This window comes from Flavobacterium plurextorum (assembly GCF_002217395.1).
Taxonomy (GTDB): domain Bacteria; phylum Bacteroidota; class Bacteroidia; order Flavobacteriales; family Flavobacteriaceae; genus Flavobacterium; species Flavobacterium plurextorum.
In genome coordinates, this window is the sequence record NZ_MUHD01000028.1 from 23,848 (window position 1) to 49,019 (window position 25,172).

Consider the following 25,172-nt stretch of genomic DNA (forward strand, 5'->3'; position numbering starts at 1 on the left):
TTTATGAATACCAATATTACAGACATTTTTTTTGACTTAGACCATACGCTTTGGGATTTTGATAAAAACTCAGAAATGGCTTTTGACCGAATTTTTAGCGAGAAGTATTCTGAAGTTAGAATTGGAGATTTTATCGAAAAATATGCTCCTATTAACCAAGCTTGCTGGAAATTATATCAAGAAGATAAAATTACACATCAAGAATTACGTTACAATAGATTGAAGCTTTCTTTTGAAGCTCTAAATTATACCATTTCTGATGAGAGCATCAATCAGATTGCTAATGATTATATAGATTTTTTGCCGGACAATAATTATCTCTTTGATGGAACTATTGAGGTTTTAGAGTATTTGAGACCAAAGTATAAGCTTCACATCATAACAAATGGTTTTGCAAACGTGCAAGATCGAAAGATTAGTAATGCAGCTTTAGGCAGTTATTTTACTACTATTACAAATTCAGAATCGGCGGGTGTCAAAAAACCAAATAGTATTATCTTTGATTATGCAGTCAATTTGGCACAAACATCAAAAGAGAACAGTATTATGATTGGTGATGATTTTGATGCTGATGTAAATGGTGCTTTGAATGCAGGTCTGGATGCTATTTTTTTTAATATTAAAAACATTGAGGTGCCTCAAAAATATAAACAAATTAATCATTTATTAGAACTTAAAAAATATTTATAATTATGAAACTAAAAGTTTTGTTGACTTTGCTTCTTTGTTCAGTCTTTGGATTTGCACAATCGATTAACGATTATAAGGCTGTTATTATACCGCTTAAATATGATTTTATAAAAACAGATAATCAGTATAGATTAGCAACGATTACTAAATCGAATTTAGTTAAGGCTGGATTTCAGGCTTTTTATGCAAATGAAGAAATTCCTGCAGGTTTTAGCGATAGATGTGATCTTTTATATATTGATGTAAAAAGAGATAACGCATTTTTAGTAACTAAACTTTTTATTGAGTTTAAAGATTGTTATGGAAAAGTAATTTATACATCTGAAACAGGAAGAAGTAAAGAAAAAGATTATGAGGCAGCCTATAAGGAAAGTTTAGAAGATGCTTTTAAATCGGTTAATGCTTTGAAATATAAATACAGTGGAAAAACTGCTGCGCCTGTTTCTAATAATGCGCAGAATGTTGTTGCCGCAACAGCTTTAGTTCCTGCTGTACGAATTGCAGCAACGCCAACGGCAGATGTTTCTGATCCTAATTTATTATACGCGCAGCCAATGGAAAACGGATATCAGTTAATTGATAAAACTCCAAAAGTTGTTATGAAGCTTTTGAAAACTTCACGTCCAGATTCGTTTATTGCAATTAAAGACGGTGTTCAAGGAAGTTTGAATGCAAAAGACAATCAATGGTATTTTGAGTATTATCAAAATGACAAATTAGTTTCTGAAAAGATTTCAGTAAAATTTTAAATAAATATATGGTTTAATAGCCATATTTATCTTTCCAACGGTTCTTTAAGAATTCACGGTTACTATTCTCTCTCGAATTGTTTCCTGGATTATAAAGAACCGTTTGTTTTATGGCATCAGGCAGGAATTCTTGTTCAGCAAAGTTATTTGCATAATCGTGTGAATATTTATAATCGTCACCGTAACCTAACTCTTTCATAAGTTTTGTTGGAGCATTTCGCAAATGAATTGGAACAGGTAAATCGCCTGTTTGTTTTACCAATTGCTGTGCATTTCCTATGGCCATATAGGATGCATTACTTTTTGGAGAAGTAGCAAGATAAATGGCACATTGGCTAAGAATTATTCGACTTTCAGGATATCCAATTGTGGTTACTGCTTGAAAGGTATTATTTGCCATAATAAACGCTGTTGGATTTGCGTTTCCAATGTCTTCACTTGAAAGAATCAACATTCTGCGTGCAATAAACTTTACATCTTCACCGCCTTCAATCATTCTTGCCAGCCAGTAAACAGCTCCATTTGGATCACTTCCTCGAATTGATTTTATAAAGGCTGAAACAATATCATAATGCTGTTCACCGCTTTTATCGTACAAGACTGTGTTTTGTTGGACTAACTCAAATACTCGGTCGTTTGTAATAATAACTTCTTCGGTGGCTGCGGCATTGATGACAAGTTCGAAAATGTTTAATAATTTTCGGCCGTCACCGCCAGAAAGACGTAATAATGCTTCTGTTTCTTTTAATACAATATTTTTTGAGGCTAAGTATTTATCATTTTTTAGTGCACGGTGTAATAGTGCTTCCAAATCTGATTTTGTAAAAGCATTGAGAATGTAAACTTGACAACGTGACAGTAATGCAGGTATAACTTCAAAACTTGGATTTTCGGTAGTAGCACCAACTAGAGTAATCCAGCCTCTTTCAACAGCCGCTAAAAGAGAGTCTTGTTGAGATTTACTAAATCTATGAATCTCATCGATAAACAAGATCGGGTTTTTGGCTGTAAATAAGCCGCCGCTTTGCTTGGCTTTTTCAATTACATCACGAATATCCTTAACACCAGAATTAATAGCGCTTAGAATATAAAACGGGCGTTTTGATTCTTGGGCTATAATTTGTGCCAAGGTAGTTTTACCAGTTCCCGGCGGGCCCCATAAAATTAAAGAGGGAATTATTCCTTTAGAAATTTGTTGTGTCAATGAACCATTAGGACCTACTAAGTGGCTTTGACTAATATAATCTTCTAGTTTCTGTGGGCGAATACGCTCGGCTAACGGTGCTTCCATTTTGTAAAATTACTATTTTCAAATGTATTTTTTATTATTTAGAGGTTCGGAACTTAGTAAGAAGTAAGATTTAAGAAATTTTTGCTGACTGACAAATTATCAGTAAATTGTAACTGGATAGTTTTTTGATGTGAATTATTAGACTACAATTTGATATAGATGAATGATAACCACTTTAAGTTTTCTAATGCTGTTATTGGCCTTCCAGTAATTTTTGTCCTCTTATTGTGGATTGTTTATTGGGTTCAGATTAGATTTGATTTCGATTTTTATAAGAATGGAATCTATCCACGTGATTTTTATGGATTACAGGGCGTTTTCTTTAGTCCATTTATTCATGAAAATTTAGAGCATTTATATAACAATTCCATTCCGCTTTTGGTTCTGTTGGCAGCGTTGCAATATTTTTATCCCAAACAAACCATTCCTGTTATTGGTTATGGTATTTTGTTTTCGGGATTAATTACATGGATTATTGGCCGAGAAAATTTTCATATCGGGGCAAGTGGTTTAATTTATGTTTTGGTTAGTTTTATTTTCTTTAAAGGAATTCAAACAAAATATTATCGGTTAGTTGCGCTTTCATTGTCGGTGATTTTACTTTATGGCGGAATGATTTGGTATGTTTTTCCTGATGTCGATGCTAAAGTTTCCTGGGAAGGTCATCTAGCGGGTCTTTTAACGGGATTTGCGCTTAGTTTATTTTATAAAACACCTGAATATTCAAGACCTATTGTTTATGAATGGCAGAAGCCTGATTTTGATCCTCTTGAAGATCCATTTATGAAGCATTTTGATGAGAATGGAAATTTTGTAAATACTGAAAAGAATGAAGATGAGATTGATGAGTTTGGCTCTTATTTTAGCTCGGATATTGGTGTGCGTTATATCGTAACTAAAACTGAATCAGTAGATAATCAGGAGAATAATAATTAGTTTTCGTGGAAATTTAGTTATTTTTGTTTGGCACATTTATTTATTTGAGATTATGAGAAAAGTATTATTTGCTGTTTTGGTTTTGTTGTTTTGCAGTTCTAGTTTTTATGCACAGTGTGATGTTAAAAATAGGGTGCTGGCTGATGGATCTATGGTATATTATTTTGATCCTGCTGTTTTTTATACAACAAAGTCTAAATCTCTAAAAATTAATATTGTTACTGACAAAGAGAATTATTTTGTGGCGCTTCAGCCAACTCCTTTTCCTCAAAAAAAAGAAGGAAAAAAAATTAAAGACGATTTAGTTATTCAGCTGGCAGATCATAAAGAGTATAAGTTAACTCATTATGACACACAGTATTTAGAAAATGATTCGATTATGCAGGTTTTGTATTTAATAGACAATAAAGATCTAGAGGCATTTTCTAAGTTTGAAGCTGTTGTCGCAGCAATCAATATGAAGGGGACGGAATTTGTGCGCGATTATAACTTTAAACTTCATAAAGATGCAATTATGAAACAACTTGCATGCTTTTTGAAAAAAGAGGAGAAGTGAGGTTAATCTTCGTGTGGAGCTTCAGGTTTATGTAAAATCTTTTTATCTATATTCTTCAGGAGGTTGTTGAACGTTAAGGTTAATGATACTGCATTTACAATTTGATTATTGTCATTTCTTGGCAAGTATTCATTGGCATAAGTTAGTTCAATTTGTGTGTCTTCTGTGAATAAGTATCCTGCTCCTATATTTAATCTATTTCTGTCGAAGAAACTTTGTCCGGTTACTTTTGTGCCAGATTTGAAAAAAAGTTCATCAGATGCGATGGCGTAGACAACTCCTTCTCTTAAAATTTTACTATTTATTGGTTTGATATATTTAATTTGCTGTCTATATCGTAGTACATTTTCAAAGGTATCATCTTGATTTTTCATATGGCGAAGCTCAGTTCTTAATCGTGTACTGAGTGTATATCCTGTTTTATGAAAATAATAAATGCCTTGTAAAGCAAATCTCCATTCTGGAGATTGAAATTGACCTATTTCAGGCACATCTTTGTTGTTGTAGAATGCGACAAAAGAGGATAATTTCCAGCGTGGTGATAGGTAATAATGTGCCCATCCGCGAAGAGATCTTTGTGTGTTTTCGTCAAATATATTGGGAGAAGATTCGGTACTGCTGTAGCTTGTGCCAATGTTTAATTCGGTAGACCATTTTTCGCTGAGAGTTCTGTTAAATTGAACTTCGCCCCAAAATTGATTGTACTTTGTTGTTTGTCCATAGTTAATCGTCGCAGTGAAAAGTGCTGCAACGATTAAGCTACGTTTGTTAAATATTATTTTATAAACAGGTTTTAAAGACATTCAATATTGTATTAAGTTGCCACCCTATTTCAAAATTTTTTAGCTTCTTTGGCGAACGGCTTCATATAAAAAAGCACCGCAGGCAACAGATACATTTAGAGATCCTATTGATCCAAACATTGGTAATTTTGCTTTTTCATCAACGATCTTAAGTACAGATGGGTTAATTCCTCTGTCTTCAGATCCCATGATGATTGCTACGGGTTCATTTAATGCTAAATCATAAATGTTCTGATCCGTTTTTTCGGTTGCTGCAACAGTTTTAATTCCGGATCCCTGAAGATAGAATATTGCATCTTTAATATGTTCTACTTTGCAGATAGGCACATTAAAAACAGCACCAGCTGATGTTTTAACAGTATCGCCGTTTACGGGAGCAGAACCAGCTTTTTGTACTATAATTCCGTTTACACCAGTACATTCAGCTGTTCTAATAATTGCACCAAAATTTCTAGCGTCTGAGATTTGATCTAGTATTAAAAATAATGGTTTAGAACCAGAAGCAATTGTTGATTCTACAAGGTGTTCTATATCGATAAAACCAATCGGTGAAATAGTAGCTACTGCACCTTGGTGATTGTTTGGAGTTAGTCGGTTTAGTTTTTCAACAGGAACATAAGAGAAATTAATGTTGGCACGTTTCATTACCTTCATTAAATCTTTCATTAATTCACCAGAAATATCTTTTTGTATAAATACTTTATCTACTTCCTGACCTGCTTGTATTGCTTCTATAATGGCTCTAATGCCAAATATTTGATGTTCTTTTTCCATAGGACAAATATAGGTATATTGTTTATATAAAAAAAAACCACCCCAAATGAATGGGATGGTTTTGAAATAAAAATCTTTATTTAGCTTAGTGTTCGTCTTCAGCGAAACCAGTTCTCTTATAACCTGCTATTTCATAGATTTTTCCTGGATCATCTGAGAATTCAGCTTTAAAAGAGATGGCGTCAACAGTGTGACCTCCAGTAGATTTTGTTCCATTTTTAACGACTTTACCGTCTGTAATGTTTACAGTAATGTCATATGTTTCAACAACGTCTTTTGTATCAGGATCGTCGTCTACAACGCTACTTACTAATTTATTTCCTGCAAATGTCGATGCGCCAAGATTTACAGGTGTTTTGCACTTAAACAACCAAATAGTACCGTGATCATCAATCCACATATCTTTTCCATCATTTGCTGATGTATTGTAAGTAGAAATACGTTTATAACCAATTACTACTTTGCCATTAAGTGATGTTTGGACAAACCAATCCCCGGCAAGAGCCTGTGTCGATGTTCCTCCAGCATCGGTGTTTCCAACTTCGTCACAAGCTGAAAATGACGTAAGTACTAGCATTGCAGCAAGTATACGTGTTATATTTTGTTTTAATTTTTTCATTTTCATTTTATTAAATTATCTTTTAAATATTCTTTCCGCAGTACCAAATACAGCTGAAGCATAAATTACCCATCTCCAGTTGTCTTTGTCGGTAATGGTTCCAATGTTACTTTCGGCTGAAATTCCAGATACAGAAGCGTTAGGGTTGTATGGCGCATATACTTGTTTGTCATCTATGTTATAGAATACCATAGTTAACATGTCATCGGCCACATTGTAACCTGTTGCATTGTCACAGGTATATTTTCTTCCTCCTAAGCTTTTTACGACGTTAGGGTTGCCATTTCTAAGAAAAGTACCAGTTAGGTCTATTGTGCTTGGTTTGTTACTTAAAACAACAACTGTACGTGTTACTGTGGCTGGAAATCCGTCACTATTCACTGCAGAGTAGTTAACTTTGTACATGCTAGGTTTACTAGTGTCTACGGTTCCAGCAGTTTTAACTTCAAGTTGCTGTCCTCCAGCTTCGGCTTTGGCACCTAATTCTGTATAGGTTTCTCCTTGTGTCATGACAACAAGTGCGTCACCATTAATAGACATGTTAGCGTACTTTGTAACTTTTGAAACATTATCGCTATCTGCCTCACAAGATGTAAATAATAACCCTGAAGCTACTATTGCTAATATAAGTATTTTTTTCATCGTTTATTTTTTTTAATTAACATCCCACCATACAGGTACAGTGATCGCTTTTAAAGTAGGAGCGTTAGGGTTTCTTGATTTTACGGTATTAGGTAAAACCACTCTTCTAGGGAATTTGTTTCCAGTTACATTTTCTACAGACATAGCTAATTGACCTGCAATATATGCTGGATCAGTTTGAGCTACAGATGATTCTTTAGGGAAACCAGTTCTGTTTTGTTCTACAAATGATTCGTATCCATTACCAGGGAAGCTTGAAATCCATTTTTGTGTAATAATTGCCTCGATCTGTGCAGTTGTTCCAGTTGCAGGGAATTCATATTTACCAGCTGCAGCAGTAAAAGTAGATCCATCAAGAGAATATTTAGTGAAGTTTGCTGCTACTCCTAAATCATATTTTGCTTTTGCTCCAGCACCAGCATAATATCTTGTAAGAGCTTCTGCCTGTAAAAAGTAGCTTTCCTCAGCGCTAATGAAATATACTGGAGTTTTCGCATTTAGGATTACTGTTGAAAGTCCTGGTGTTGTATTTTCAAAATCTCCTTGGTTATTTGGTACCCCAGCTCCGTAATACTTAGCAAGACGCGGGTCAGCTTTACCTTGAAGATAGTTGTACATAGTTTTACTAGCTTTCAAGTTTTGTGTTGTATTCAATTGTCTTCTATCTGACTCAAACAAAGGATTGCTTCTGTCAGCTGCATCTTCAAATTGAGTCATAGCGGCATCAACATCTAAAAATTGAGCTCCTGAATTAATTAAAGATTTAATTCCAGATTCGGCAAGTGCTGGGTTTACTTGAGTTAATCTCAAGTGTAATTTTAGCAGTAAAGTGTTACCATATTTTGTCCAGTTTTCCATGTTTCCTCCAAAGATGAAATCATCTTTAGATGGAACATCACCTACTGATGCACTTTGATCTTTTGATAGTGCTAACTTTAAATCTGCGATCATTAAATCATATGCTTCTTTTCCTGTGTTGAATTTAGGTTGAAGTATTTGTGGGTTGTTTGCTTCTGCATAAGGAATGTCGTCATATAAATCTGTCATTACTTGAGAAGCTTGTACTTCAAGAACCGTCGCGATTAAAAAGTAATTCCAGTTGCCTTCAGTTTTTGCTTTTGCTTTTACAACTCTAATGTCATTTAAAGCATCATACATTGCTGTCCAACCTTGTTGATAATCATTGGTTCCAATACTATATTGATCTACGTCTTTGTATTGATTAGAAGTATTATTTTGTGTCCAGAATTGTGACCAAAATCCGCCTATAATTGCATAGTAAGATCCTTGAGCTCCTGCTACTCCTGCAATACCAGCAGGTAGAATGGTGCTATATGCTTGTCCCGGAGGTAATAGATCCGGATCTCTATTAATGTCAAATGTATCGTCACATGACACTAATAAGAAAAGAGCTGTTACTAATGTTGCTATTTTTTTCATTTTTCTATATTTATTATTAGAATGATAATTTTAAGACTCCACCAATTGATCTTTGTGATGGGTTAGATGCAAATTCTCCAAAATCTGAAATTACACCTGTTCCGAATGTTCCAGTTTCAGGATCTGTATATGGGTTTGATCCAGGAGTCCACATGAAAAGATTTCTTGCGTAAACTCCAAGTGTAATTTTGTTTATTCCCATATTTTTGCTTACTGAAGAAGGGAAATCATAGTTAAAATTAACTTCTCTTAATCTTATAAAAGTTTTGTCAATTACGTGAGTGGATTCAATACCAGGATTATTTGTAGTATTGTAGAAAGATGCAACTTTGTCATAAGCAATTGGTGTAGTGTTCTCTGTGTAAGTTACAGCGCCATTTGAGTCAACATGCTCGTTAACAGAATTAGGAATGATAAATGGGTTTCTATCATTAAATACAGTTTCGATACCGTTTCCTACGAAATGAGAAAGTCTCTTAGTGTAAGAATAGAATTCTCCGCCTTGTTTCCAGTCTAATGAGAAGCCTAAGTTAAAGTTTTTGTATTTAAAAGTGTTTTGTAGTCCCATAACGAAATCACGTTGTGAGTTTCCTAAACGTTGGATGTCATCAGTTACTTCATACATTCCTGAAGCTGGATTTACAATATATTGTCCAGCCGCATTTGTTTTTGGCGCTTGAGAATAGAATGTTCCGATAGGTTGTCCTTTGGTCGCTCTGTAAGTCACTCCATATGAACTTGTTAGGTCAATATCCTTGAATCCAGGTGCTAATTCTGTAACTTCATTTAAGTTTTTAGTGAAAGTATAGGTAATACTCCAAGAAAAGTCTTTGTTTTTGATTGGGCTTCCAGTAAGTGAAAGTTCAATACCTTTATTTATAATTTCTGCAGCATTAATGTATTTACTTACAAATCCAGTTGAAGGATCTAAAGGTAAGTTAACAATTAGGTCAGAAGTGGTTTTGTGATAAAATGCAACATCGTAGCTGATTCTGTTCTTCAAGAAAGACCCTTCGGCTCCAATTTCATATTCAACTGTAGATTCTGGTTTTAATTCTGGGTTTCCAAGTCTTCCAGATGCTTCATAATAGCTTACTCCTCCAATTGGCGATGCAATTATACCAGCGTTTGCAGCAGCAGAACCTGGGATATATGAATTTTCAGTAACGTAAGGTTGAGTGTCATTTGCAATTTTAGAAGCAGCTCCTCTTAATTTTAAGAAAGTACTTCCGTTGTCAATTACTATAGCACCAAGAGATAAAGCTGGGTAGAAGTAAGCATTATTGCCAATTGGCAATGTAGAAGTTACATCTTCTCTACCTGTAATAGTTGCAAAATATCTGTTTTTGTACGCAAATTCAGCAGAAGCATAAACAGCGGCATTTTTTCTTACAGAGTTATTCTGTGTGATTACTGGTCTTTGGGCAGAATTTGAAAGTTCGTAGAAGTTTTTAATACCTAACTGTGTAATTGTATTAGTTAACTCATCAGATTCTCTTTTGTTGTAATTTAGACCTCCTAAAAGATTTAATGTCCAATCCTCACTTAAGTTTGTGTTATAGTTAAGGTTAAAGAAGGTGTCGAATTCGCTGAACTCTGATCTTCCTTCTGTAACTCCACCAACTACTCTGTTTGCTGCTGCAATAGCTTGTGGAGTGCCTGGGGCATAATCTACAACAGCTCCGTAACTTTTTAATCTCTCAGATCTTAAGTTACCTCCGACTTGCCATGATGCAGTAAGTTTGTCAGTAATTTTGTAGCTTAAGTTTACATTTCCAAAAATGTTATTACCATAAATTTTAGTACTGTTTTCATTTATTGAAAAATAAGGATTTGCAGCATAAGGAGTGAAATAGTAATCAGGTGTGTTGAAAACGTTATTCTTGTAATCATGTAAGTCTACAATGCTGACATCTCTAGGTATTTGAAGTAAATCCTGTTGTAAAGTGGATCCTTGTCCAGCATCATCACCTTGTCCAGTATTTACAACTGCTTGATTTTTGTAAACATAGTTTATAGATGTTCTTAAAGTGAATTTGTTCGATTTTAATCCACCATTAAAACCTACAGATTGTTTTTTGTACAAATCAGCATCAGAAGGAACAACTCCATCACTGTTTACATTAGAGAAAACTAATGAGAAATCTGAAGTGTCACCACCTCCGCTTAAGTTTACAGATTGTGTAGCTAACGAACCAGTGTTGTAAAAATCTCTTACGTTATTTTTTAATCCAACATAAGGTTTGATTTGTTGAGTGTTATTGTATATAGTTCCCCAAGGTCTTACTTCGCCGTTGAATGCAGGTCCCCAAGAACCGTTTTCGTTGCTGAAAGTGTTTGGGTTTGAATAACCAGCTCCATTCCATCCTTGACCAAATTGGTTTTGTAGATGAGGAACTCTTGCTACTTCACTGAATTCTGTTGATGCTAACATGTCAACTTTAATTCCAGTGTTTGCTTTTCCTTTTTTAGTGGTAATAAGAATTACACCACCACCAGCTCTTGAACCGTATAAAGCAGATGCGGCTGCTCCTTTAAGTACGGTCATGCTTTCGATGTTGTTAGGATCAAGGTCACTAATACCGTTACCAGCATCATATGATCTTGTTACAGTACCAATTCCATCGTTTCCTGTACCTGTTGCTGTGTTGTTAATAGGGGATCCATCTACAATGTAAAGAGGGCCAGAGTTTCCAGTAATAGTGTTTAAACCACGAATAATCACTTTAGTTGATGCTCCAGGTTGAGATGGGGCAGTAATATCTACCCCCGCAATTTTACCAGAAAGTGTTTCAAATGGGTTAGTGTTTACTACCGCTGTTAGTTGTTCTGATTTTAAGGTTGTTGTTGCGTAACCAAGAGATTTTTTCTCTCTTTTAATACCAAAGGCAGTTACAACAACACCTTCTAGTTCTTGTGCGCCAGCATCAGCTAGTTTTACATTAACATTCGCAGAAGTCGCAGCTACTTCTTGGGTTTTCATCCCGATGTAGCTAAATACCAAAACTTGGCTTGAAGAAGCTTTGATCGAAAATTTACCATCAAAGTCTGTTTGCGTTCCTGTCTTAGTTCCTTTAACTAATACACTAACACCTGGTAAAGGCATTCCTGCATTGTCAGAAACTGTTCCAGAGACAGCTCTTTCTTGCGCAAAAGAAAGTTGCGCAACTAGTACTAATAAAAGTACTAAGAATCCATTGAACTTTAGTTTCATTTTTAAATATTTTGAATTAGTTTGACAAAAATCTTAATAATTTGTTAATCTACCTAATATAAGGCGTTTTTTTTTTAGTTAAATTATAATTTTGAACACGTAATTTGTTGTTTTGTTTGAAAAAACATGCTTAAAATTGCAAATCCGTATTTTTTTGTGTTAAAATTGAGAATAATTAAAAATATCAACAATGGGGTAAATGTTAAATTTATTCAAGCAGACTATTTAAATGTTTTTTTTATAACTTTTGTCTTAAAAAAGAGAGTATTTGGTCTGTTGTTTTCTGTTAAAATTAGGATAATTACTGAATTGTTGTGTGTTAAGCTATTTATAATGCGGTTAAAAGTTGGGTATTTCTTGTTTAGTGTTGGGTGCTTTTGTGGGTTTGTTTTTTGAGTAATGTGAAATAAAGGTTAAGTTTTTAAAGGGCGGGTTGTTGTTAGAATTTAACGTTGTAGTTTATGTTTAGCATGCTGTTGTTTAGTTTTATTTCTGTTTTGTTTGTGCTTCCGTTAGCTATTGTGATTTTTAAAAGTCCGTTTTTTGTTAATAGCCCTAGTCCAATACCGGCAGAGAATAATGTGTTGATTTTTTTTGGATTTGTTTGAGAGGTTTGGTCTTGGTATAGTCCGCTGTCGAGTATGCTGTGTATATATAAGTTTTGGCTTGTTCGGTATCTGTATTCTGTTAGGAGTAGGTTGACATTGTTGCCCTGAAGGCTGTTTTCTGCAAATCCTCGAATTGATTTTAATCCTCCAAAGCGGAATAGTTCATTTGGTATGTAGTTTTTGCTTTTTAGGTACTGGCTTTGAAGGTTTACGTAGAAGTAGTTTTTTTTATTGAGTTCAAAGTTGTAAGATAGATTTAAGTTGAGGAGTAATTGTGGAGTTGTTTTTGTTGTTGGTGAGTTAGGTGTGTTTCTTTTTCCAAAACCAATTGTGGAATAAATAGTAGCTTTTTTGTAAAAAAGATCATTACTGTTGTCGTTTTCTTTGTAATCAAAGGTTAGTGTTGTGAAGGAGTTCTTGTAATCGCTAATGATTGAATTGTTTACATTTTGAATGTTACTTGATTCTGTGGCTTGGTAGCCTAGGTAGATTTTAGAGTTGTATTTTAAAAAATAACCTAGATCAATAGATGTTTTGGTGTTTTGAAAAGTACTGTCTTGCTTGAATATGTTTAATTGAGCTTTTATTCCAAGTGGGCTTTGGAAAATGTATGGTATTTCAATTTTTGTATTAAAGGATTGTTGTTGGTTGCCGTCGCTTTTCCAGTATAGCGAAAATTGCTCTCCTGAGTGTAATGTGTTTAACAGGGTGATGTCAAGGTATCCATTGAGTCTGATTTTTTTGCTCTCTTCATTTGAGAAACCAATGTAGCCATCAAAACTGTTGGCTTTTCTTTTTTCTATATAAGTATAAATTTTAGTAGAGTCCTTTGTGAATAGAATCTCTGGATATTTTGTTTGATTAAGAAACTCGTAGTTGTTAATATCTGTGTAAAGTTCTTTTAGTGTTTCTTGATTGAAGGTTTTGTTTGTGTATTTTTTGTTTAGCTGTTTTAGATGTCCTTTTGGGAAATAATCTGCTTTGGTGGTATTTTGATATTTTATGATGATCGAGTTTATGGTGCGCTTTTTTTCTGATTCAAATTTTAAGTCAGAGTATATTGTTTTGTTTTTTCGTTGGATGTTTTCAAGTTTAAGTTTGTTTAATGCGTAGCCTTGTTTTTCGGCGTCAAGTGTTGCTTTGTTTAAAAAGTTTTCTATTTCATTGTATGGAATGAATATACTGTCGTTTTTTTTTGTTTCTAAATTGAAAATGGAATTGTTTGATTTTATATTTATATGTATGCTGGTGATTTGTTTTTTTAAGATTATTAAGGTGTTATAGGTGCTGTCGTTTATTTTTGTGGCTGTTGTTGTTTGGTTGTCTATGTATCCTTTTTTTGATAATTTCTGCGATGTGATTCTTATTTCGTTAAGAAGGGATTTTGTGTTTTTGTGGGTTTTTGAGTAATTTGTTGAGTCAATAGTTTGAGTTTCGAGAGGGTTTGATCCACTAATGGTTAAGTGAAGACTTTGGGCATAACAAGAAAAACTTAGGCTGAAGAAAAATATAAGGATAAATTGTTTCAAGTGTTATTTTGTGTTGATTAAATGCGTTACAAATATCTATTGTTTGTTCGTAAAAACATAGCGATAAATAATGTTGTTGAAAATTAATGGATTAACGTTTGTATAGTGAAAAATATTTTATACATTTGCAACCCCGTAAAAAGCGGGAATTTAATATACATAAATAATTTTTAGTATTAATTATGCCAACAATTCAACAATTAGTAAGAACAGGAAGAACTCAGATAACTAAGAAGAGTAAATCGGTTGCTTTAGATTCTTGTCCTCAAAGAAGAGGGGTTTGTACGCGTGTTTACACTACTACACCAAAAAAACCAAACTCAGCAATGCGTAAAGTTGCGCGTGTGCGTTTGACAAATGGTAATGAGGTGAATGCTTACATTCCTGGAGAAGGACACAATCTACAAGAGCACTCGATAGTATTAGTTAGAGGCGGAAGGGTAAAAGATTTACCAGGTGTTAGATATCATATCGTTCGTGGAGCGCTTGACACGTCAGGAGTTGCAGGAAGAACGCAAAGAAGATCTAAGTACGGTGCTAAACGCCCAAAAGAAGCAAAAAAGTAATTTAAAAACTTTTAAGAAAAAGACATGAGAAAAAGAGCGGCAAAGAAAAGACCACTTTTACCAGATCCGAGGTTTAACGACCAATTAGTAACGCGTTTTGTGAACAACTTAATGTGGGATGGTAAGAAATCTACAGCTTTCAAAGTATTTTATGATGCAATTGACATTATTGAGTCTAAGAAACAAGATTCAGAGAAAACTTCATTAGAAATTTGGAAAGATGCTTTAACAAATGTTATGCCTCACGTAGAAGTACGTAGTCGTAGAGTTGGTGGAGCTACATTTCAAATTCCAATGCAGATTCGTCCAGATAGAAAAATTTCTATGGCAATGAAGTGGTTAATACTTTATTCTAGAAGAAGAAATGAAAAATCTATGGCACAACGTTTAGCGTCAGAATGTTTAGCTGCTGCTAAAGAAGAAGGTGCTGCGGTTAAGAAAAGAATGGATACTCACAAAATGGCAGAGGCTAACAAAGCATTCTCTCACTTTAGATTTTAATTCGTAAGAAATGGCTAGAGATTTAAAATATACAAGAAATATTGGGATTGCTGCTCATATTGATGCTGGTAAAACAACAACAACAGAGCGTATTCTTTTTTATACTGGAAAGTCACACAAGCTTGGTGAGGTGCACGATGGTGCAGCGACAATGGACTGGATGGCACAAGAGCAAGAAAGAGGTATTACAATTACTTCTGCGGCTACAACTTGTACTTGGAATTTTCCAACTGAGCAAGGTAAAGTTCTTCCAGAATCATTACCGTACCACTTTAATATTATTGATACTCCTGGGCACGTTGATTTTACTGTAGAGGTAAATCGTTCTTTACGTGTGTTAGATGGTTTAGTTTTCTTATTTAGTGCTGTTGATGGTGTTGAGCCTCAATCGGAAACTAACTGGAGACTTGCTGATCAATATAGAGTTCCTCGTATGGGATTCGTAAATAAAATGGACCGTCAAGGGGCTAACTTCTTGGCAGTTTGTGGGCAGGTGAAAGATATGTTGAAATCGAATGCGGTTGCAATTACTTTGCCTATTGGTGATGAAGCTGATTTTAAAGGTATCGTTGACTTAGTTAAAAATCAAGCTATTGTATGGCATGATGAAACTCAAGGAGCTACTTTTGATATTGTTGAGATTCCTGCAGATATGATTGATGATGTGAAGCATTATCGTTCAATTCTTATCGAAGAGATTGCTACTTATGATGAGAATCTTTTGGATAAATATATGGAAGATGAAAACTCTATTACAGAGGAAGAAATCAATAATGCATTAAGAGCTGCCACTATTGATATGGCAATTATTCCAATGCTTGCTGGTTCATCTTTCAAAAACAAAGGTGTTCAATTTATGTTGGATGCAGTTTGTAAATATTTACCATCTCCTTTGGATAAAGAAGGTATCGAAGGTATTCATCCTGATGATGCTGATTTATTAGAAGAAGATCAGACTAAAATTTTACGTAAGCCAGATGTTAAAGAGCCGTTCGCTGCTTTAGCATTTAAAATTGCTACTGACCCATTCGTAGGTCGTTTAGCTTTCTTCCGTGCATATTCTGGACGTTTAGATGCTGGTTCTTATGTTTTAAATACTCGTTCTGGAAACAAAGAAAGAATTTCTCGTATTTACCAGATGCACGCTAATAAGCAAAATCCAATCGAATTTATTGAGGCTGGAGATATTGGTGCAGCTGTTGGATTTAAAGATATTAAAACAGGAGATACTTTATGTGATGAAAAGAATCCAATTATCTTGGAATCTATGAAATTCCCTGATCCTGTAATTGGTATTGCTATTGAGCCAAAAACAAAAGCTGACGTTGATAAAATGGGTATGGCTTTAGCTAAATTAGCTGAAGAAGATCCTACGTTTACAGTTAGAACTGATGAGGCTTCTGGGCAAACTATTATTTCAGGTATGGGTGAGCTTCACTTAGATATCTTAGTAGATCGTATGAAACGTGAATTTAAAGTTGAAGTAAACCAAGGTGAGCCTCAAGTTGAATACAAAGAAGCGTTTACAAGATCTGCGACACATAGAGAGACTTATAAGAAACAATCTGGAGGTCGTGGTAAATTCGGTGATATCGTATTTACAATTGAGCCTGCTGATGAAGTTGATGGTAAAGTTCCAGTTGGATTACAATTTATCAATGCTGTAAAAGGTGGTAACGTTCCTAAAGAATATATCCCGGCTGTTGAAAAAGGGTTTAGAGAGGCTATGAAAACTGGTCCATTAGCAGGTTATGCTGTGGATAGTTTAAAAGTTACTTTGACTGATGGATCTTTCCACCCTGTGGATTCTGATGCATTATCTTTTGAATTAGCTGCGAGAATGGGTTATAAAGAGTCAGGACGTGCTGCTGGAGCTGTTATTCTTGAACCAATCATGAAAATCGAAGTTATTACTCCAGAAGAAAATATGGGTGATATCGTAGGTGACTTGAATCGTCGTAGAGGTCAAGTTAATGACATGGGTGATAGAAATGGTGCTAAAACTATTAAGGCTGATGTGCCTTTGTCAGAAATGTTTGGATACGTAACTACGTTAAGAACTTTATCTTCTGGTAGAGCTACTTCAACAATGGAGTTTTCTCACTATGCAGAAACACCTTCTAATATTTCAGAAGAGGTAATCAAAAAAGCAAAAGGTAACGCTTAATTTTAAGAAAATGAGTCAAAAAATCAGAATAAAACTAAAATCTTACGATCACATGTTGGTAGATAAATCTGCTGAAAAGATCGTAAAAACAGTAAAAACTACTGGAGCAGTTGTAACAGGTCCAATTCCGTTGCCAACTCACAAAAAACTTTTCACTGTGCTACGTTCTCCGCACGTAAACAAAAAAGCGAGAGAGCAATTTGAAGTAATGTCATACAAGAGATTGATTGATATTTATTCATCTTCATCGAAAACTATTGATGCTTTAATGAAACTTGAATTGCCAAGTGGAGTTGAAGTAGAAATAAAAGTATAATTTTATTATATTTTATATATAAAAAGCGAGACAGAAATGTCTCGCTTTTTTTGTTGCAGTTTTCTTTAATTTCTCGTTGTGTTTTTGTTGTTTGAGTTTTGATTTAATGTTGTGTTTTTTATTGAAAGGTCTTTTGTTTAGGTACTTGCCAGTGTTTTTTCTTTAATTGCCGGGCCTGTTTTTGTTGATAACTTTATTTTGTTTTTGTGTTTTGAGGTGTATTTTTTTTGTTGAAATATAGTCTGTTTTTAGCGAGTTAGATCCTTGGATTTTGATAATGAGCGATTTAATTTTTGTAACTGTTTGGTATATTCAATTTTAATGTCTACTTTTGCACTCCCTGTTTGGAAATTTCTGTTATTTTCAAATTGAAGGGAATTTTAGTAATTAATAATTAATATTTATGTCTGGGTTAATTGGTAAAAAAATCGGCATGACTAGTATTTTCGACGAAAACGGGAAAAACATTCCTTGTACAGTAATCGAGGCTGGGCCGTGTGTTGTTACCCAAGTCAGAACCAAAGGTGTTGACGGGTACGAAGCGTTGCAACTAGGTTTCGATGACAAAAACGAGAAACATTCTACTAAAGCGGCTTTAGGTCACTTTAAAAAAGCTGGAACTGTTGCTAAGAAAAAAGTCGTTGAATTCCAAGATTTTGCAACTGAACAAAAATTAGGAGATCTTATTGATGTTTCTATTTTTGAAGAAGGAGAATTTGTAGATGTACAAGGTGTGTCTAAAGGTAAAGGTTTCCAAGGTGTTGTTAAGCGTCACGGTTTTGGTGGTGTTGGGCAAGCTACTCATGGTCAGCACAACCGTTTAAGAGCGCCAGGTTCTGTGGGAGCTTCTTCTTATCCATCTAGAGTATTCAAAGGAATGCGTATGGCTGGAAGAATGGGAGGAGATAATGTAAAAGTTCAAAACCTTAGAGTTTTAAAAGTAGTTGCTGAAAAGAATCTACTTGTTGTTAAAGGGTGTATTCCTGGTCACAAAAACTCTTATGTAATCATTCAGAAGTAATGGAAGTAAAAGTATTAGATTTCAACGGAAAAGATACTGGTAGAAAAGTTCAACTTTCTGATTCAGTATTCGCAATTGAACCAAACAATCACGCTGTATATCTTGATGTTAAGCAATATCTTGCTAATCAAAGACAAGGTACTCATAAAGCTAAAGAAAGAGCTGAAGTGACTGGTAGTACACGTAAGATTAAAAAACAAAAAGGAACTGGTACGGCTCGTGCGGGAAGTATCAAAAATCCATTGTTTAAAGGTGGTGGAACAATTTTCGGACCAAGACCAAGAAGTTATTCATTTAAATTGAATAAAAGCTTAAAAAGATTGGCAAGAAAATCAGCTTTCTCAATCAAAGCAAAAGAGTCGAATATTATCGTTCTTGAAGACTTTAATTTTGAAGCGCCAAACACTAAAAATTTCATTAACGTTTTGAAAGCTTTAGGGTTAGAAAATAAAAAATCTCTATTTGTGTTGGGAGAGTCAAATAAAAATGTATATTTGTCGTCACGCAATTTAAAGGCTTCTAATGTCGTAACTAGCTCAGAATTAAGCACTTACGCAATATTAAACACTAATAACTTGGTGCTTTTAGAAGGTTCTTTGGAGTTAATTGAAGAAAATTTAAGTAAATAATAGGAGTATGAGTATCATAATTAGACCTATAGTAACTGAAAAAGTAACCAAAGAAAGTGAAGTTCTAAACCGTTTCGGATTTGTTGTTGACAAAAAAGCGAACAAAGTTCAAATTAAGAAAGCTGTTGAGGCTGCTTATGGAGTAACTATCGTTTCTGTTAACACAATGAATGTGAGACCAGATAGATCTACTAAATACACTAAAAGTGGTTTAATCAGTGGAAAGACAAATGCAATCAAAAAAGCAATTGTTCAAGTACAAGAAGGAGAAACAATTGATTTTTACAACAATATCTAAGATAGAAAAATGTCAGTAAGAAAATTAAAACCTATTACCCCAGGTCAGCGATTTAGAGTTGTGAATGGTTATGACGCCATTACAACTGATAAGCCGGAACGCTCTTTGATAGCGCCGATAAAAAACTCTGGAGGTAGAAATAGTCAAGGAAAGATGACCATGCGTTATACGGGTGGTGGTCACAAGCAGAGATATCGTATTATTGATTTCAAAAGAACTAAAGATGGAATTCCAGCTACAGTGAAATCAATCGAATACGATCCAAATCGTACTGCATTTATCGCTTTATTAGCTTATGCTGATGGAGAGAAAACTTATGTAATTGCTCAAAACGGATTGAAAGTTGGTCAGAAATTAGTCTCTGGTCCAGAATCTCAACCTGAAATTGGTAATACATTACCTTTAAGCAGAATTCCTCTTGGAACTGTTATATCTTGTATTGAGTTACGTCCAGGACAAGGAGCTGTTATTGCTCGTTCAGCTGGAACTTTTGCTCAGTTAATGGCAAGAGACGGGAAATACGCTACTATTAAAATGCCATCTGGTGAAACAAGATTGATCTTGTTGACTTGTTCGGCTACAATTGGAGCTGTTTCTAATTCTGACCACCAATTAGTTGTGTCTGGAAAAGCAGGTAGAACAAGATGGTTAGGAAGAAGACCTAGAACTAGACCAGTAGCGATGAACCCAGTTGATCACCCTATGGGAGGTGGTGAAGGACGTTCTTCTGGAGGGCACCCACGTTCAAGAAACGGATTGCCAGCTAAAGGTTACAGAACTCGTTCTAAGAAAAACCCGAGTAACAAGTATATCGTAGAACGTAGAAAGAAATAATAAGATATGGCACGTTCATTAAAAAAAGGACCTTTCGTTCATTATAAATTAGACAAGAAAGTTCAAGAAAACGTAGAAAGTGGTAAAAATAGTGTGGTAAAGACTTGGTCTAGAGCTTCTATGATTACTCCGGATTTCGTTGGACAAACTATCGCAGTTCATAACGGTCGTCAATTTGTACCAGTTTACGTAACAGAAAACATGGTAGGTCACAAATTAGGAGAGTTTTCACCAACTAGATCTTTTAGAGGTCATGCTGGAGCAAAAAATAAAGGTAAAAAATAAGAAGCAATGGGAGTTCGTAAAAGAGAAACAGCAGATGCGAGAAAAGAGGCTAATAAGTCTATTGCTTTCGCAAAATTGAATAACTGCCCTACTTCACCTAGAAAAATGCGCTTAGTAGCGGACTTGGTAAGAGGTCAGAAGGTAGAAAGAGCACTTAACATTTTAAGATTCAGTTCTAAAGAAGCTTCAAGAAAATTAGAGAAACTATTGTTATCTGCAATCAACAACTGGGAGCAAAAAAATAGTGAAGGTAATTTAGAAGAAGCTGGATTATTTGTTAAAGAGATCAGAGTAGATGGTGGAATGATGTTGAAAAGACTTCGTCCAGCTCCACAAGGTCGCGCACACAGAATAAGAAAACGTTCTAATCACGTTACAATCGTGCTTGGAGCTATCAATAACACACAAAGCAATTCTTAAGCAGCATGGGACAAAAGACAAATCCAATTGGAAATAGACTTGGTATCATCAGAGGATGGGACTCAAACTGGTATGGTGGAAATGACTACGGTGATAAACTTGCCGAAGATCACAAAATCAGAAAGTATATCCACGCTCGTTTATCAAAAGCTAGTGTATCAAAAGTAATCATTGAGAGAACTTTGAAACTTGTAACCGTTACTATCACTACTGCTAGACCTGGTATTATTATCGGAAAAGGTGGACAAGAGGTAGACAAGTTGAAAGAAGAACTTAAGAAAGTTACTGACAAAGAGGTTCAAATTAACATCTTTGAAATTAAACGACCTGAGTTAGATGCTTATCTTGTGGCGACAAGCATCGCTCGTCAAATCGAAAGCCGTATTTCTTACAGACGTGCAATCAAAATGGCTATTGCTGCTTCTATGCGTATGAACGCTGAAGGTATCAAAGTTTTGATTTCTGGTCGTTTGAATGGTGCTGAGATGGCGCGTTCAGAAGGTTTCAAAGAAGGTAGAATTCCTCTATCAACTTTCAGAGCTGATATTGATTATGCTTTGGCTGAAGCTCATACTACTTATGGTAGAATGGGGATCAAAGTATGGATCATGAAAGGTGAAGTTTATGGAAAGAGAGATCTTTCTCCGCTTGCAGGAATGGATAAAAAACAATCTGGAACTGGTGGTGGTAAAGGTGGAGATGCCCCTAGAGGTAAATCTAACTTTAATAAAGGTGGAAAACCAGACGCTCGTAAAAGAAAGTAAATTTTTAAACTAAAGAAAAATGTTACAGCCTAAAAGAACAAAATACCGTAAGGTACAAAAAGGTAAAATGAAAGGTAACTCTCAAAGAGGGCATGAACTTTCTAATGGAATGTTTGGTATTAAATCTGTACATGAAGATGGAATGTTCTTAACTTCTCGTCAAATCGAAGCTGCGCGTATTGCTGCAACTCGTTACATGAAGAGAGAAGGACAATTATGGATTAAAATATTTCCAGACAAACCTATCACTAAGAAACCTCTTGAAGTACGTATGGGTAAAGGTAAAGGAGCAGTTGAGTATTGGGCTGCTGTTGTTAAACCAGGAAGAATTATGTTTGAAGTTGGAGGAGTTCCATTGTCAGTTGCAAAAGAGGCTTTACGTCTTGCAGCTCAAAAACTTCCAGTAAAAACTAAGTTCGTCGTTGCTAGAGATTTCGAAGCATAATTAATATTTATTATGAAACAATCAGAAATAAAAGATCTTTCTGCAGCGGAGTTGCAAGAAAAACTTAGTCAAACTAAGAAAGTATATGCTGACCTAAAAATGGCTCACGCTATTTCTCCAATTGCTAATCCGCTTCAAATTAGAAGTGTTAGAAGAACAGTTGCAAGATTGGCTACAGAGTTAACTAAAAGAGAGTTACAATAATTGTATTCTGCTGAAAGATGGAAGAAAAAAGAAATTTAAGAAAAGAAAGAATAGGTGTTGTTACTTCAAATAAAATGGATAAATCTATTGTTATTGCTGAAGTAAGAAAAGTAAAACACCCATTATACGGTAAGTTCGTGTTGAAAACTAAGAAATATGTTGCACACGACGAAACAAACGACTGTAACATTGGAGATACTGTAAGAATTAGCGAAACGCGTCCTTTAAGTAAAACAAAATGTTGGAGATTAGTTGAAATCTTAGAAAGAGCTAAATAATTATGGTACAACAGGAATCAAGACTAAAAGTAGCAGATAACACGGGAGCAAAAGAAGTTTTAACTATCCGTGTTTTAGGAGGTACCAAAAGAAGGTATGCCTCTGTTGGTGACAAGATTGTAGTATCTATTAAAGATGCAACTCCAAACGGTAACGTGAAAAAAGGAGCTGTTTCAACTGCAGTTGTTGTGCGTACCAAAAAAGAAGTGAGAAGAGCTGATGGTTCTTATATCCGTTTCGATGACAATGCATGTGTTCTTTTGAACGCTGCAGGTGAAATGAGAGGGACTCGTGTTTTTGGTCCGGTAGCAAGAGAACTTCGTGAAAAACAATTCATGAAAATTGTATCATTAGCACCAGAAGTGCTTTAATTCGTTTTAAGATGATAAAGCTAAAAATAAAATCAGGAGATATCGTAAGAGTTATTGCTGGAGACCATAAAGGTGCTGAAGGTAAAGTTTTACGTGTTTACCGTGAGAAAAATAAAGCGATAGTTGAAGGTGTAAACATGGTTTCAAAACATACAAAACCAAGTGCTAAAAACCCTCAAGGTGGTATCGTTAAGAAAGAAGCTTCTATTCAAATTTCTAACATTTCTCTAATTGATCCTAAAACTAAGGAAACAACTAGAGTAGGTATTAGAGTAGAAGGAGATAAGAAAGTAAGATTTTCAAAAAAATCTAATCAAGTACTATAGTAATGGCATATACACCTAGACTAAAAGAAGAATATAAGAGTAGAGTAATCTCTGCTCTTAAAGAAGAGTTCGGATATACAAACGTAATGCAAGTTCCTAAACTTGAAAAAATCGTTTTGAGCCGTGGAGTTGGTGCAGCTGTATCTGATAAAAAACTTATTGACTATGCAGTTGATGAGTTGACAAAGATCACTGGACAAAAAGCAGTATCTACAATTTCAAAGAAAGACGTTGCGTCATTCAAATTGAGAAAAGGGATGCCTATTGGAGCAAAAGTTACTTTACGTGGTGAAAGAATGTATGAGTTTTTAGATAGACTTATTACTTCTGCTTTACCACGCGTTAGAGATTTTAGTGGTATCAAAGCTACTGGTTTCGACGGAAGAGGTAACTACAATCTTGGAGTTTTGGAGCAAATCATTTTCCCAGAAATTGATATTGACAAAGTAAACAAAATCTCAGGAATGGATATTACATTTGTTACTACTGCAAAAACAGACAAGGAAGCAAAGTCATTATTGGCTGAATTAGGATTACCTTTTAAAAAGAATTAAGACATGGCTAAAGAATCAATGAAAGCCCGTGAGGTTAAAAGAGAGAAAACGGTAGCTAAGTACGCTGAAAAAAGAAAAGCTTTATTAGAAGCTGGAGATTATGAAGGCTTACAAAAATTACCTAAAAATGCTTCACCAGTTCGTTTGCACAATCGTTGTAAATTAACAGGTAGACCAAGAGGTTATATCCGTCAATTCGGTATTTCACGTGTAACTTTCCGTGAGATGGCTAATAATGGGTTAATTCCTGGAGTAAAAAAAGCATCTTGGTAATCTCGCAATAAGTTATTACTTTTGCAAACCAAAAAATAATTTTAATTGATTAAAGGTTCGGGAGACGGGTGTCTCCCGAAAACCATAATCGCAATCAAATACATATGTATACAGATCCTATTGCAGATTATTTGACTAGAGTTCGTAACGCTGTGGCTGCAAACCACAAAGTTGTTGAAATTCCAGCTTCTAATCTAAAAAAAGAAATAACTAAGATCTTATTTGATCAAGGTTACATCTTGAGTTACAAATTTGAGACGAACACTGTTCAAGGTTCTATCAAGATTGCTTTAAAGTACGATAAAGATACTAAAGAGCCTGTGATTAAAGATATCCAAAGAATTAGTAAACCAGGTTTACGTAAGTATGCTGGTGCTGCCAAATTACCTAGAATCCTTAACGGATTAGGAATTGCTATTGTTTCTACATCAAAAGGTTTGATGACTGGAAAACAAGCTAAGCAGTTGAATGTAGGTGGTGAAGTAATTTGTTACGTATACTAATTTTAAACACTAGATAAGATGTCAAGAATAGGTAAAAGCCCAATTGTAATCCCTGCTGGTGTAACTGTTGAAGTTAAAGACGGTATTATTACAGTAAAAGGAAAAAAAGGTCAACTAACTCAGGAGTTTTCGGACGTAACTGTGAAAGTTGAAGGTGATCAAGTTTCAGTTGAAAGATCATCTGATCATAAAGACCAAAGAGCAAAACACGGATTATACAGATCATTAATCAATAACATGATTGTTGGAGTAAATGAAGGTTTTACTAAAGAACTAGAATTAGTTGGAGTTGGTTATAGAGCTTCAAACCAAGGTCAAAAATTAGATTTAGCTCTTGGATATTCTCACAATATTGTTTTAGAAATTGCTCCAGAAGTAGCTTTAGAGACGATATCTGAAAAAGGTAAGAACCCAATCGTAAAATTAACATCATTTGATAAACAACTTTTAGGTCAAGTTGCTGCGAAAATCAGAGGTTTCCGTAAGCCAGAGCCATACAAAGGAAAAGGTGTTAAATTTGTGGGTGAAGTATTAAGAAGAAAAGCAGGTAAATCAGCTTAAAAAAT

At 34.8% G+C, this 25,172-nt stretch carries 32 protein-coding genes; 24 read left to right on the forward strand and 8 right to left on the reverse strand.

Annotated elements, in window-relative coordinates; genetic code table 11:
- The first annotated feature begins 3 nt into the window (after window positions 1-3).
- Window positions 4-690, forward strand: coding sequence for a YjjG family noncanonical pyrimidine nucleotidase (locus B0A81_RS14955; protein ID WP_089058791.1), 687 nt, complete (start codon window positions 4-6; stop codon window positions 688-690).
- A gap of 2 nt (window positions 691-692) precedes the next feature.
- Window positions 693-1,439: a hypothetical protein gene (locus tag B0A81_RS14960; RefSeq protein WP_089058792.1), complete on the forward strand. Its 747-nt coding sequence runs from the start codon at window positions 693-695 to the stop codon at window positions 1,437-1,439.
- 13 nt (window positions 1,440-1,452) lie between these two features.
- Here B0A81_RS14960 and B0A81_RS14965 read toward each other — a convergent pair whose 3' ends face one another.
- Window positions 1,453-2,730: a replication-associated recombination protein A gene (locus B0A81_RS14965; protein ID WP_089058793.1), complete on the reverse strand. Its 1,278-nt coding sequence runs from the start codon at window positions 2,728-2,730 to the stop codon at window positions 1,453-1,455.
- Between the two features lie 159 nt (window positions 2,731-2,889).
- On the opposite strand from B0A81_RS14965, the gene B0A81_RS14970 reads away from it, so the two are divergent.
- Together B0A81_RS14970 and B0A81_RS14975 are read left to right on the forward strand one after the other, a co-directional pair.
- A complete protein-coding gene (locus B0A81_RS14970; RefSeq protein ID WP_089058794.1) occupies window positions 2,890-3,666 on the forward strand; it encodes a rhomboid family intramembrane serine protease in 777 nt (258 codons plus the stop codon).
- 52 nt (window positions 3,667-3,718) lie between these two features.
- The gene (locus B0A81_RS14975; RefSeq protein WP_089058795.1) at window positions 3,719-4,222 is read left to right on the forward strand and encodes a hypothetical protein; all 504 of its coding nucleotides are present in this window, start codon (window positions 3,719-3,721) and stop codon (window positions 4,220-4,222) included.
- A gap of 2 nt (window positions 4,223-4,224) precedes the next feature.
- Here B0A81_RS14975 and B0A81_RS14980 read toward each other — a convergent pair whose 3' ends face one another.
- The 7 genes from B0A81_RS14980 to B0A81_RS15015 form a co-directional block, all read right to left on the reverse strand.
- The gene (locus B0A81_RS14980; protein ID WP_089058796.1) at window positions 4,225-5,025 is read right to left on the reverse strand and encodes a DUF2490 domain-containing protein; all 801 of its coding nucleotides are present in this window, start codon (window positions 5,023-5,025) and stop codon (window positions 4,225-4,227) included.
- A gap of 39 nt (window positions 5,026-5,064) precedes the next feature.
- Window positions 5,065-5,799, reverse strand: coding sequence for a 23S rRNA (guanosine(2251)-2'-O)-methyltransferase RlmB (gene rlmB / locus B0A81_RS14985; RefSeq protein WP_089058797.1), 735 nt, complete (start codon window positions 5,797-5,799; stop codon window positions 5,065-5,067).
- An 85-nt stretch (window positions 5,800-5,884) separates the two neighbouring features.
- Window positions 5,885-6,418 carry a lipid-binding protein gene (locus B0A81_RS14990; protein ID WP_165768074.1) on the reverse strand — a complete coding sequence of 178 codons (534 nt, stop codon included), beginning with the start codon at window positions 6,416-6,418 and terminating at the stop codon, window positions 5,885-5,887.
- A 15-nt stretch (window positions 6,419-6,433) separates the two neighbouring features.
- On the reverse strand, window positions 6,434-6,958 hold the full coding sequence (locus B0A81_RS14995) for an immunoglobulin-like domain-containing protein (protein ID WP_165768075.1): 525 nt from the start codon (window positions 6,956-6,958) through the stop codon (window positions 6,434-6,436).
- Window positions 6,959-7,072: 114 nt separating this feature from the next.
- Window positions 7,073-8,500 carry a SusD/RagB family nutrient-binding outer membrane lipoprotein gene (locus B0A81_RS15000; protein ID WP_089058800.1) on the reverse strand — a complete coding sequence of 476 codons (1,428 nt, stop codon included), beginning with the start codon at window positions 8,498-8,500 and terminating at the stop codon, window positions 7,073-7,075.
- 16 nt (window positions 8,501-8,516) lie between these two features.
- Window positions 8,517-11,714 carry a SusC/RagA family TonB-linked outer membrane protein gene (locus tag B0A81_RS15005; RefSeq protein WP_089058801.1) on the reverse strand — a complete coding sequence of 1,066 codons (3,198 nt, stop codon included), beginning with the start codon at window positions 11,712-11,714 and terminating at the stop codon, window positions 8,517-8,519.
- Between the two features lie 439 nt (window positions 11,715-12,153).
- On the reverse strand, window positions 12,154-13,851 hold the full coding sequence (locus tag B0A81_RS15015; protein ID WP_165768076.1) for a ShlB/FhaC/HecB family hemolysin secretion/activation protein: 1,698 nt from the start codon (window positions 13,849-13,851) through the stop codon (window positions 12,154-12,156).
- A gap of 182 nt (window positions 13,852-14,033) precedes the next feature.
- Between B0A81_RS15015 and rpsL the strand changes: the two genes are divergently transcribed.
- The 20 genes from rpsL to rplF all read left to right on the forward strand — a co-directional run bounded on the left by rpsL (window position 14,034) and on the right by rplF (window position 25,167).
- Complete coding sequence (gene rpsL / locus B0A81_RS15020; RefSeq protein WP_007136570.1) at window positions 14,034-14,417, forward strand: 30S ribosomal protein S12; 384 nt, start codon at window positions 14,034-14,036, stop codon at window positions 14,415-14,417.
- Between the two features lie 24 nt (window positions 14,418-14,441).
- Entirely contained in the window at window positions 14,442-14,918 is a 477-nt protein-coding gene (rpsG, locus tag B0A81_RS15025; RefSeq protein WP_071635232.1) for a 30S ribosomal protein S7, read from the forward strand.
- 10 nt (window positions 14,919-14,928) lie between these two features.
- Entirely contained in the window at window positions 14,929-17,085 is a 2,157-nt protein-coding gene (gene fusA, locus B0A81_RS15030) for an elongation factor G (RefSeq protein WP_089058803.1), read from the forward strand.
- Window positions 17,086-17,095: 10 nt separating this feature from the next.
- Window positions 17,096-17,401: a 30S ribosomal protein S10 gene (gene rpsJ / locus B0A81_RS15035; RefSeq protein ID WP_007803605.1), complete on the forward strand. Its 306-nt coding sequence runs from the start codon at window positions 17,096-17,098 to the stop codon at window positions 17,399-17,401.
- Between the two features lie 403 nt (window positions 17,402-17,804).
- A complete protein-coding gene (gene rplC / locus B0A81_RS15040; protein ID WP_057124294.1) occupies window positions 17,805-18,422 on the forward strand; it encodes a 50S ribosomal protein L3 in 618 nt (205 codons plus the stop codon).
- Window positions 18,422-19,051, forward strand: a complete 630-nt coding sequence (gene rplD / locus B0A81_RS15045) for a 50S ribosomal protein L4 (RefSeq protein WP_065450855.1) — start codon at window positions 18,422-18,424, stop codon at window positions 19,049-19,051. Before rplC ends, rplD begins: the two co-directional genes overlap by 1 nt.
- Window positions 19,052-19,058: 7 nt before the next feature.
- Window positions 19,059-19,349: a 50S ribosomal protein L23 gene (gene rplW / locus B0A81_RS15050; RefSeq protein ID WP_012022489.1), complete on the forward strand. Its 291-nt coding sequence runs from the start codon at window positions 19,059-19,061 to the stop codon at window positions 19,347-19,349.
- A 9-nt stretch (window positions 19,350-19,358) separates the two neighbouring features.
- On the forward strand, window positions 19,359-20,183 hold the full coding sequence (rplB, locus tag B0A81_RS15055) for a 50S ribosomal protein L2 (RefSeq protein ID WP_035650459.1): 825 nt from the start codon (window positions 19,359-19,361) through the stop codon (window positions 20,181-20,183).
- A 6-nt stretch (window positions 20,184-20,189) separates the two neighbouring features.
- On the forward strand, window positions 20,190-20,468 hold the full coding sequence (gene rpsS / locus B0A81_RS15060; protein ID WP_012022488.1) for a 30S ribosomal protein S19: 279 nt from the start codon (window positions 20,190-20,192) through the stop codon (window positions 20,466-20,468).
- A gap of 6 nt (window positions 20,469-20,474) precedes the next feature.
- On the forward strand, window positions 20,475-20,888 hold the full coding sequence (gene rplV, locus B0A81_RS15065) for a 50S ribosomal protein L22 (protein WP_007803631.1): 414 nt from the start codon (window positions 20,475-20,477) through the stop codon (window positions 20,886-20,888).
- A gap of 5 nt (window positions 20,889-20,893) precedes the next feature.
- On the forward strand, window positions 20,894-21,652 hold the full coding sequence (rpsC, locus tag B0A81_RS15070; protein ID WP_012022487.1) for a 30S ribosomal protein S3: 759 nt from the start codon (window positions 20,894-20,896) through the stop codon (window positions 21,650-21,652).
- A gap of 19 nt (window positions 21,653-21,671) precedes the next feature.
- Complete coding sequence (gene rplP, locus B0A81_RS15075; protein WP_017495016.1) at window positions 21,672-22,097, forward strand: 50S ribosomal protein L16; 426 nt, start codon at window positions 21,672-21,674, stop codon at window positions 22,095-22,097.
- Window positions 22,098-22,109: 12 nt separating this feature from the next.
- Window positions 22,110-22,301: a 50S ribosomal protein L29 gene (rpmC, locus tag B0A81_RS15080; protein WP_008464297.1), complete on the forward strand. Its 192-nt coding sequence runs from the start codon at window positions 22,110-22,112 to the stop codon at window positions 22,299-22,301.
- A 17-nt stretch (window positions 22,302-22,318) separates the two neighbouring features.
- A complete protein-coding gene (gene rpsQ / locus B0A81_RS15085; protein WP_007803646.1) occupies window positions 22,319-22,579 on the forward strand; it encodes a 30S ribosomal protein S17 in 261 nt (86 codons plus the stop codon).
- A 2-nt stretch (window positions 22,580-22,581) separates the two neighbouring features.
- Window positions 22,582-22,950 carry a 50S ribosomal protein L14 gene (gene rplN, locus B0A81_RS15090; protein ID WP_007803649.1) on the forward strand — a complete coding sequence of 123 codons (369 nt, stop codon included), beginning with the start codon at window positions 22,582-22,584 and terminating at the stop codon, window positions 22,948-22,950.
- 11 nt (window positions 22,951-22,961) lie between these two features.
- Window positions 22,962-23,276, forward strand: a complete 315-nt coding sequence (gene rplX, locus B0A81_RS15095; RefSeq protein WP_007803650.1) for a 50S ribosomal protein L24 — start codon at window positions 22,962-22,964, stop codon at window positions 23,274-23,276.
- Window positions 23,277-23,278: 2 nt separating this feature from the next.
- The gene (gene rplE / locus B0A81_RS15100; RefSeq protein ID WP_017495015.1) at window positions 23,279-23,830 is read left to right on the forward strand and encodes a 50S ribosomal protein L5; all 552 of its coding nucleotides are present in this window, start codon (window positions 23,279-23,281) and stop codon (window positions 23,828-23,830) included.
- Between the two features lie 3 nt (window positions 23,831-23,833).
- The gene (gene rpsN, locus B0A81_RS15105) at window positions 23,834-24,103 is read left to right on the forward strand and encodes a 30S ribosomal protein S14 (RefSeq protein WP_031456037.1); all 270 of its coding nucleotides are present in this window, start codon (window positions 23,834-23,836) and stop codon (window positions 24,101-24,103) included.
- 104 nt (window positions 24,104-24,207) lie between these two features.
- On the forward strand, window positions 24,208-24,606 hold the full coding sequence (gene rpsH, locus B0A81_RS15110; protein WP_029272051.1) for a 30S ribosomal protein S8: 399 nt from the start codon (window positions 24,208-24,210) through the stop codon (window positions 24,604-24,606).
- A gap of 18 nt (window positions 24,607-24,624) precedes the next feature.
- Window positions 24,625-25,167, forward strand: coding sequence for a 50S ribosomal protein L6 (gene rplF / locus B0A81_RS15115; RefSeq protein ID WP_089058804.1), 543 nt, complete (start codon window positions 24,625-24,627; stop codon window positions 25,165-25,167).
- Window positions 25,168-25,172 lie beyond the last annotated feature (5 nt).

Excerpts from the sequence above, each read along its gene's own strand:
- B0A81_RS14955 (WP_089058791.1), top strand. The coding sequence starts at position 4 with ATGAATACCAATATTACAGACATTTTTTTTGACTTAGACCATACGCTT.
- B0A81_RS14960 (WP_089058792.1), top strand. The coding sequence starts at position 693 with ATGAAACTAAAAGTTTTGTTGACTTTGCTTCTTTGTTCAGTCTTTGGA.
- B0A81_RS14965 (WP_089058793.1), bottom strand. The coding sequence starts at position 2,730 with ATGGAAGCACCGTTAGCCGAGCGTATTCGCCCACAGAAACTAGAAGAT.
- B0A81_RS14970 (WP_089058794.1), top strand. The coding sequence starts at position 2,890 with ATGAATGATAACCACTTTAAGTTTTCTAATGCTGTTATTGGCCTTCCA.
- B0A81_RS14975 (WP_089058795.1), top strand. The coding sequence starts at position 3,719 with ATGAGAAAAGTATTATTTGCTGTTTTGGTTTTGTTGTTTTGCAGTTCT.
- B0A81_RS14980 (WP_089058796.1), bottom strand. The coding sequence starts at position 5,025 with ATGTCTTTAAAACCTGTTTATAAAATAATATTTAACAAACGTAGCTTA.
- rlmB (WP_089058797.1), bottom strand. The coding sequence starts at position 5,799 with ATGGAAAAAGAACATCAAATATTTGGCATTAGAGCCATTATAGAAGCA.
- B0A81_RS14990 (WP_165768074.1), bottom strand. The coding sequence starts at position 6,418 with ATGAAAAAATTAAAACAAAATATAACACGTATACTTGCTGCAATGCTA.
- B0A81_RS14995 (WP_165768075.1), bottom strand. The coding sequence starts at position 6,958 with ATGTCTATTAATGGTGACGCACTTGTTGTCATGACACAAGGAGAAACC.
- B0A81_RS15000 (WP_089058800.1), bottom strand. The coding sequence starts at position 8,500 with ATGAAAAAAATAGCAACATTAGTAACAGCTCTTTTCTTATTAGTGTCA.
- B0A81_RS15005 (WP_089058801.1), bottom strand. The coding sequence starts at position 11,714 with ATGAAACTAAAGTTCAATGGATTCTTAGTACTTTTATTAGTACTAGTT.
- rpsL (WP_007136570.1), top strand. The coding sequence starts at position 14,034 with ATGCCAACAATTCAACAATTAGTAAGAACAGGAAGAACTCAGATAACT.
- rpsG (WP_071635232.1), top strand. The coding sequence starts at position 14,442 with ATGAGAAAAAGAGCGGCAAAGAAAAGACCACTTTTACCAGATCCGAGG.
- fusA (WP_089058803.1), top strand. The coding sequence starts at position 14,929 with ATGGCTAGAGATTTAAAATATACAAGAAATATTGGGATTGCTGCTCAT.
- rpsJ (WP_007803605.1), top strand. The coding sequence starts at position 17,096 with ATGAGTCAAAAAATCAGAATAAAACTAAAATCTTACGATCACATGTTG.
- rplC (WP_057124294.1), top strand. The coding sequence starts at position 17,805 with ATGTCTGGGTTAATTGGTAAAAAAATCGGCATGACTAGTATTTTCGAC.
- rplD (WP_065450855.1), top strand. The coding sequence starts at position 18,422 with ATGGAAGTAAAAGTATTAGATTTCAACGGAAAAGATACTGGTAGAAAA.
- rplW (WP_012022489.1), top strand. The coding sequence starts at position 19,059 with ATGAGTATCATAATTAGACCTATAGTAACTGAAAAAGTAACCAAAGAA.
- rplB (WP_035650459.1), top strand. The coding sequence starts at position 19,359 with ATGTCAGTAAGAAAATTAAAACCTATTACCCCAGGTCAGCGATTTAGA.
- rpsS (WP_012022488.1), top strand. The coding sequence starts at position 20,190 with ATGGCACGTTCATTAAAAAAAGGACCTTTCGTTCATTATAAATTAGAC.
- rplV (WP_007803631.1), top strand. The coding sequence starts at position 20,475 with ATGGGAGTTCGTAAAAGAGAAACAGCAGATGCGAGAAAAGAGGCTAAT.
- rpsC (WP_012022487.1), top strand. The coding sequence starts at position 20,894 with ATGGGACAAAAGACAAATCCAATTGGAAATAGACTTGGTATCATCAGA.
- rplP (WP_017495016.1), top strand. The coding sequence starts at position 21,672 with ATGTTACAGCCTAAAAGAACAAAATACCGTAAGGTACAAAAAGGTAAA.
- rpmC (WP_008464297.1), top strand. The coding sequence starts at position 22,110 with ATGAAACAATCAGAAATAAAAGATCTTTCTGCAGCGGAGTTGCAAGAA.
- rpsQ (WP_007803646.1), top strand. The coding sequence starts at position 22,319 with ATGGAAGAAAAAAGAAATTTAAGAAAAGAAAGAATAGGTGTTGTTACT.
- rplN (WP_007803649.1), top strand. The coding sequence starts at position 22,582 with ATGGTACAACAGGAATCAAGACTAAAAGTAGCAGATAACACGGGAGCA.
- rplX (WP_007803650.1), top strand. The coding sequence starts at position 22,962 with ATGATAAAGCTAAAAATAAAATCAGGAGATATCGTAAGAGTTATTGCT.
- rplE (WP_017495015.1), top strand. The coding sequence starts at position 23,279 with ATGGCATATACACCTAGACTAAAAGAAGAATATAAGAGTAGAGTAATC.
- rpsN (WP_031456037.1), top strand. The coding sequence starts at position 23,834 with ATGGCTAAAGAATCAATGAAAGCCCGTGAGGTTAAAAGAGAGAAAACG.
- rpsH (WP_029272051.1), top strand. The coding sequence starts at position 24,208 with ATGTATACAGATCCTATTGCAGATTATTTGACTAGAGTTCGTAACGCT.
- rplF (WP_089058804.1), top strand. The coding sequence starts at position 24,625 with ATGTCAAGAATAGGTAAAAGCCCAATTGTAATCCCTGCTGGTGTAACT.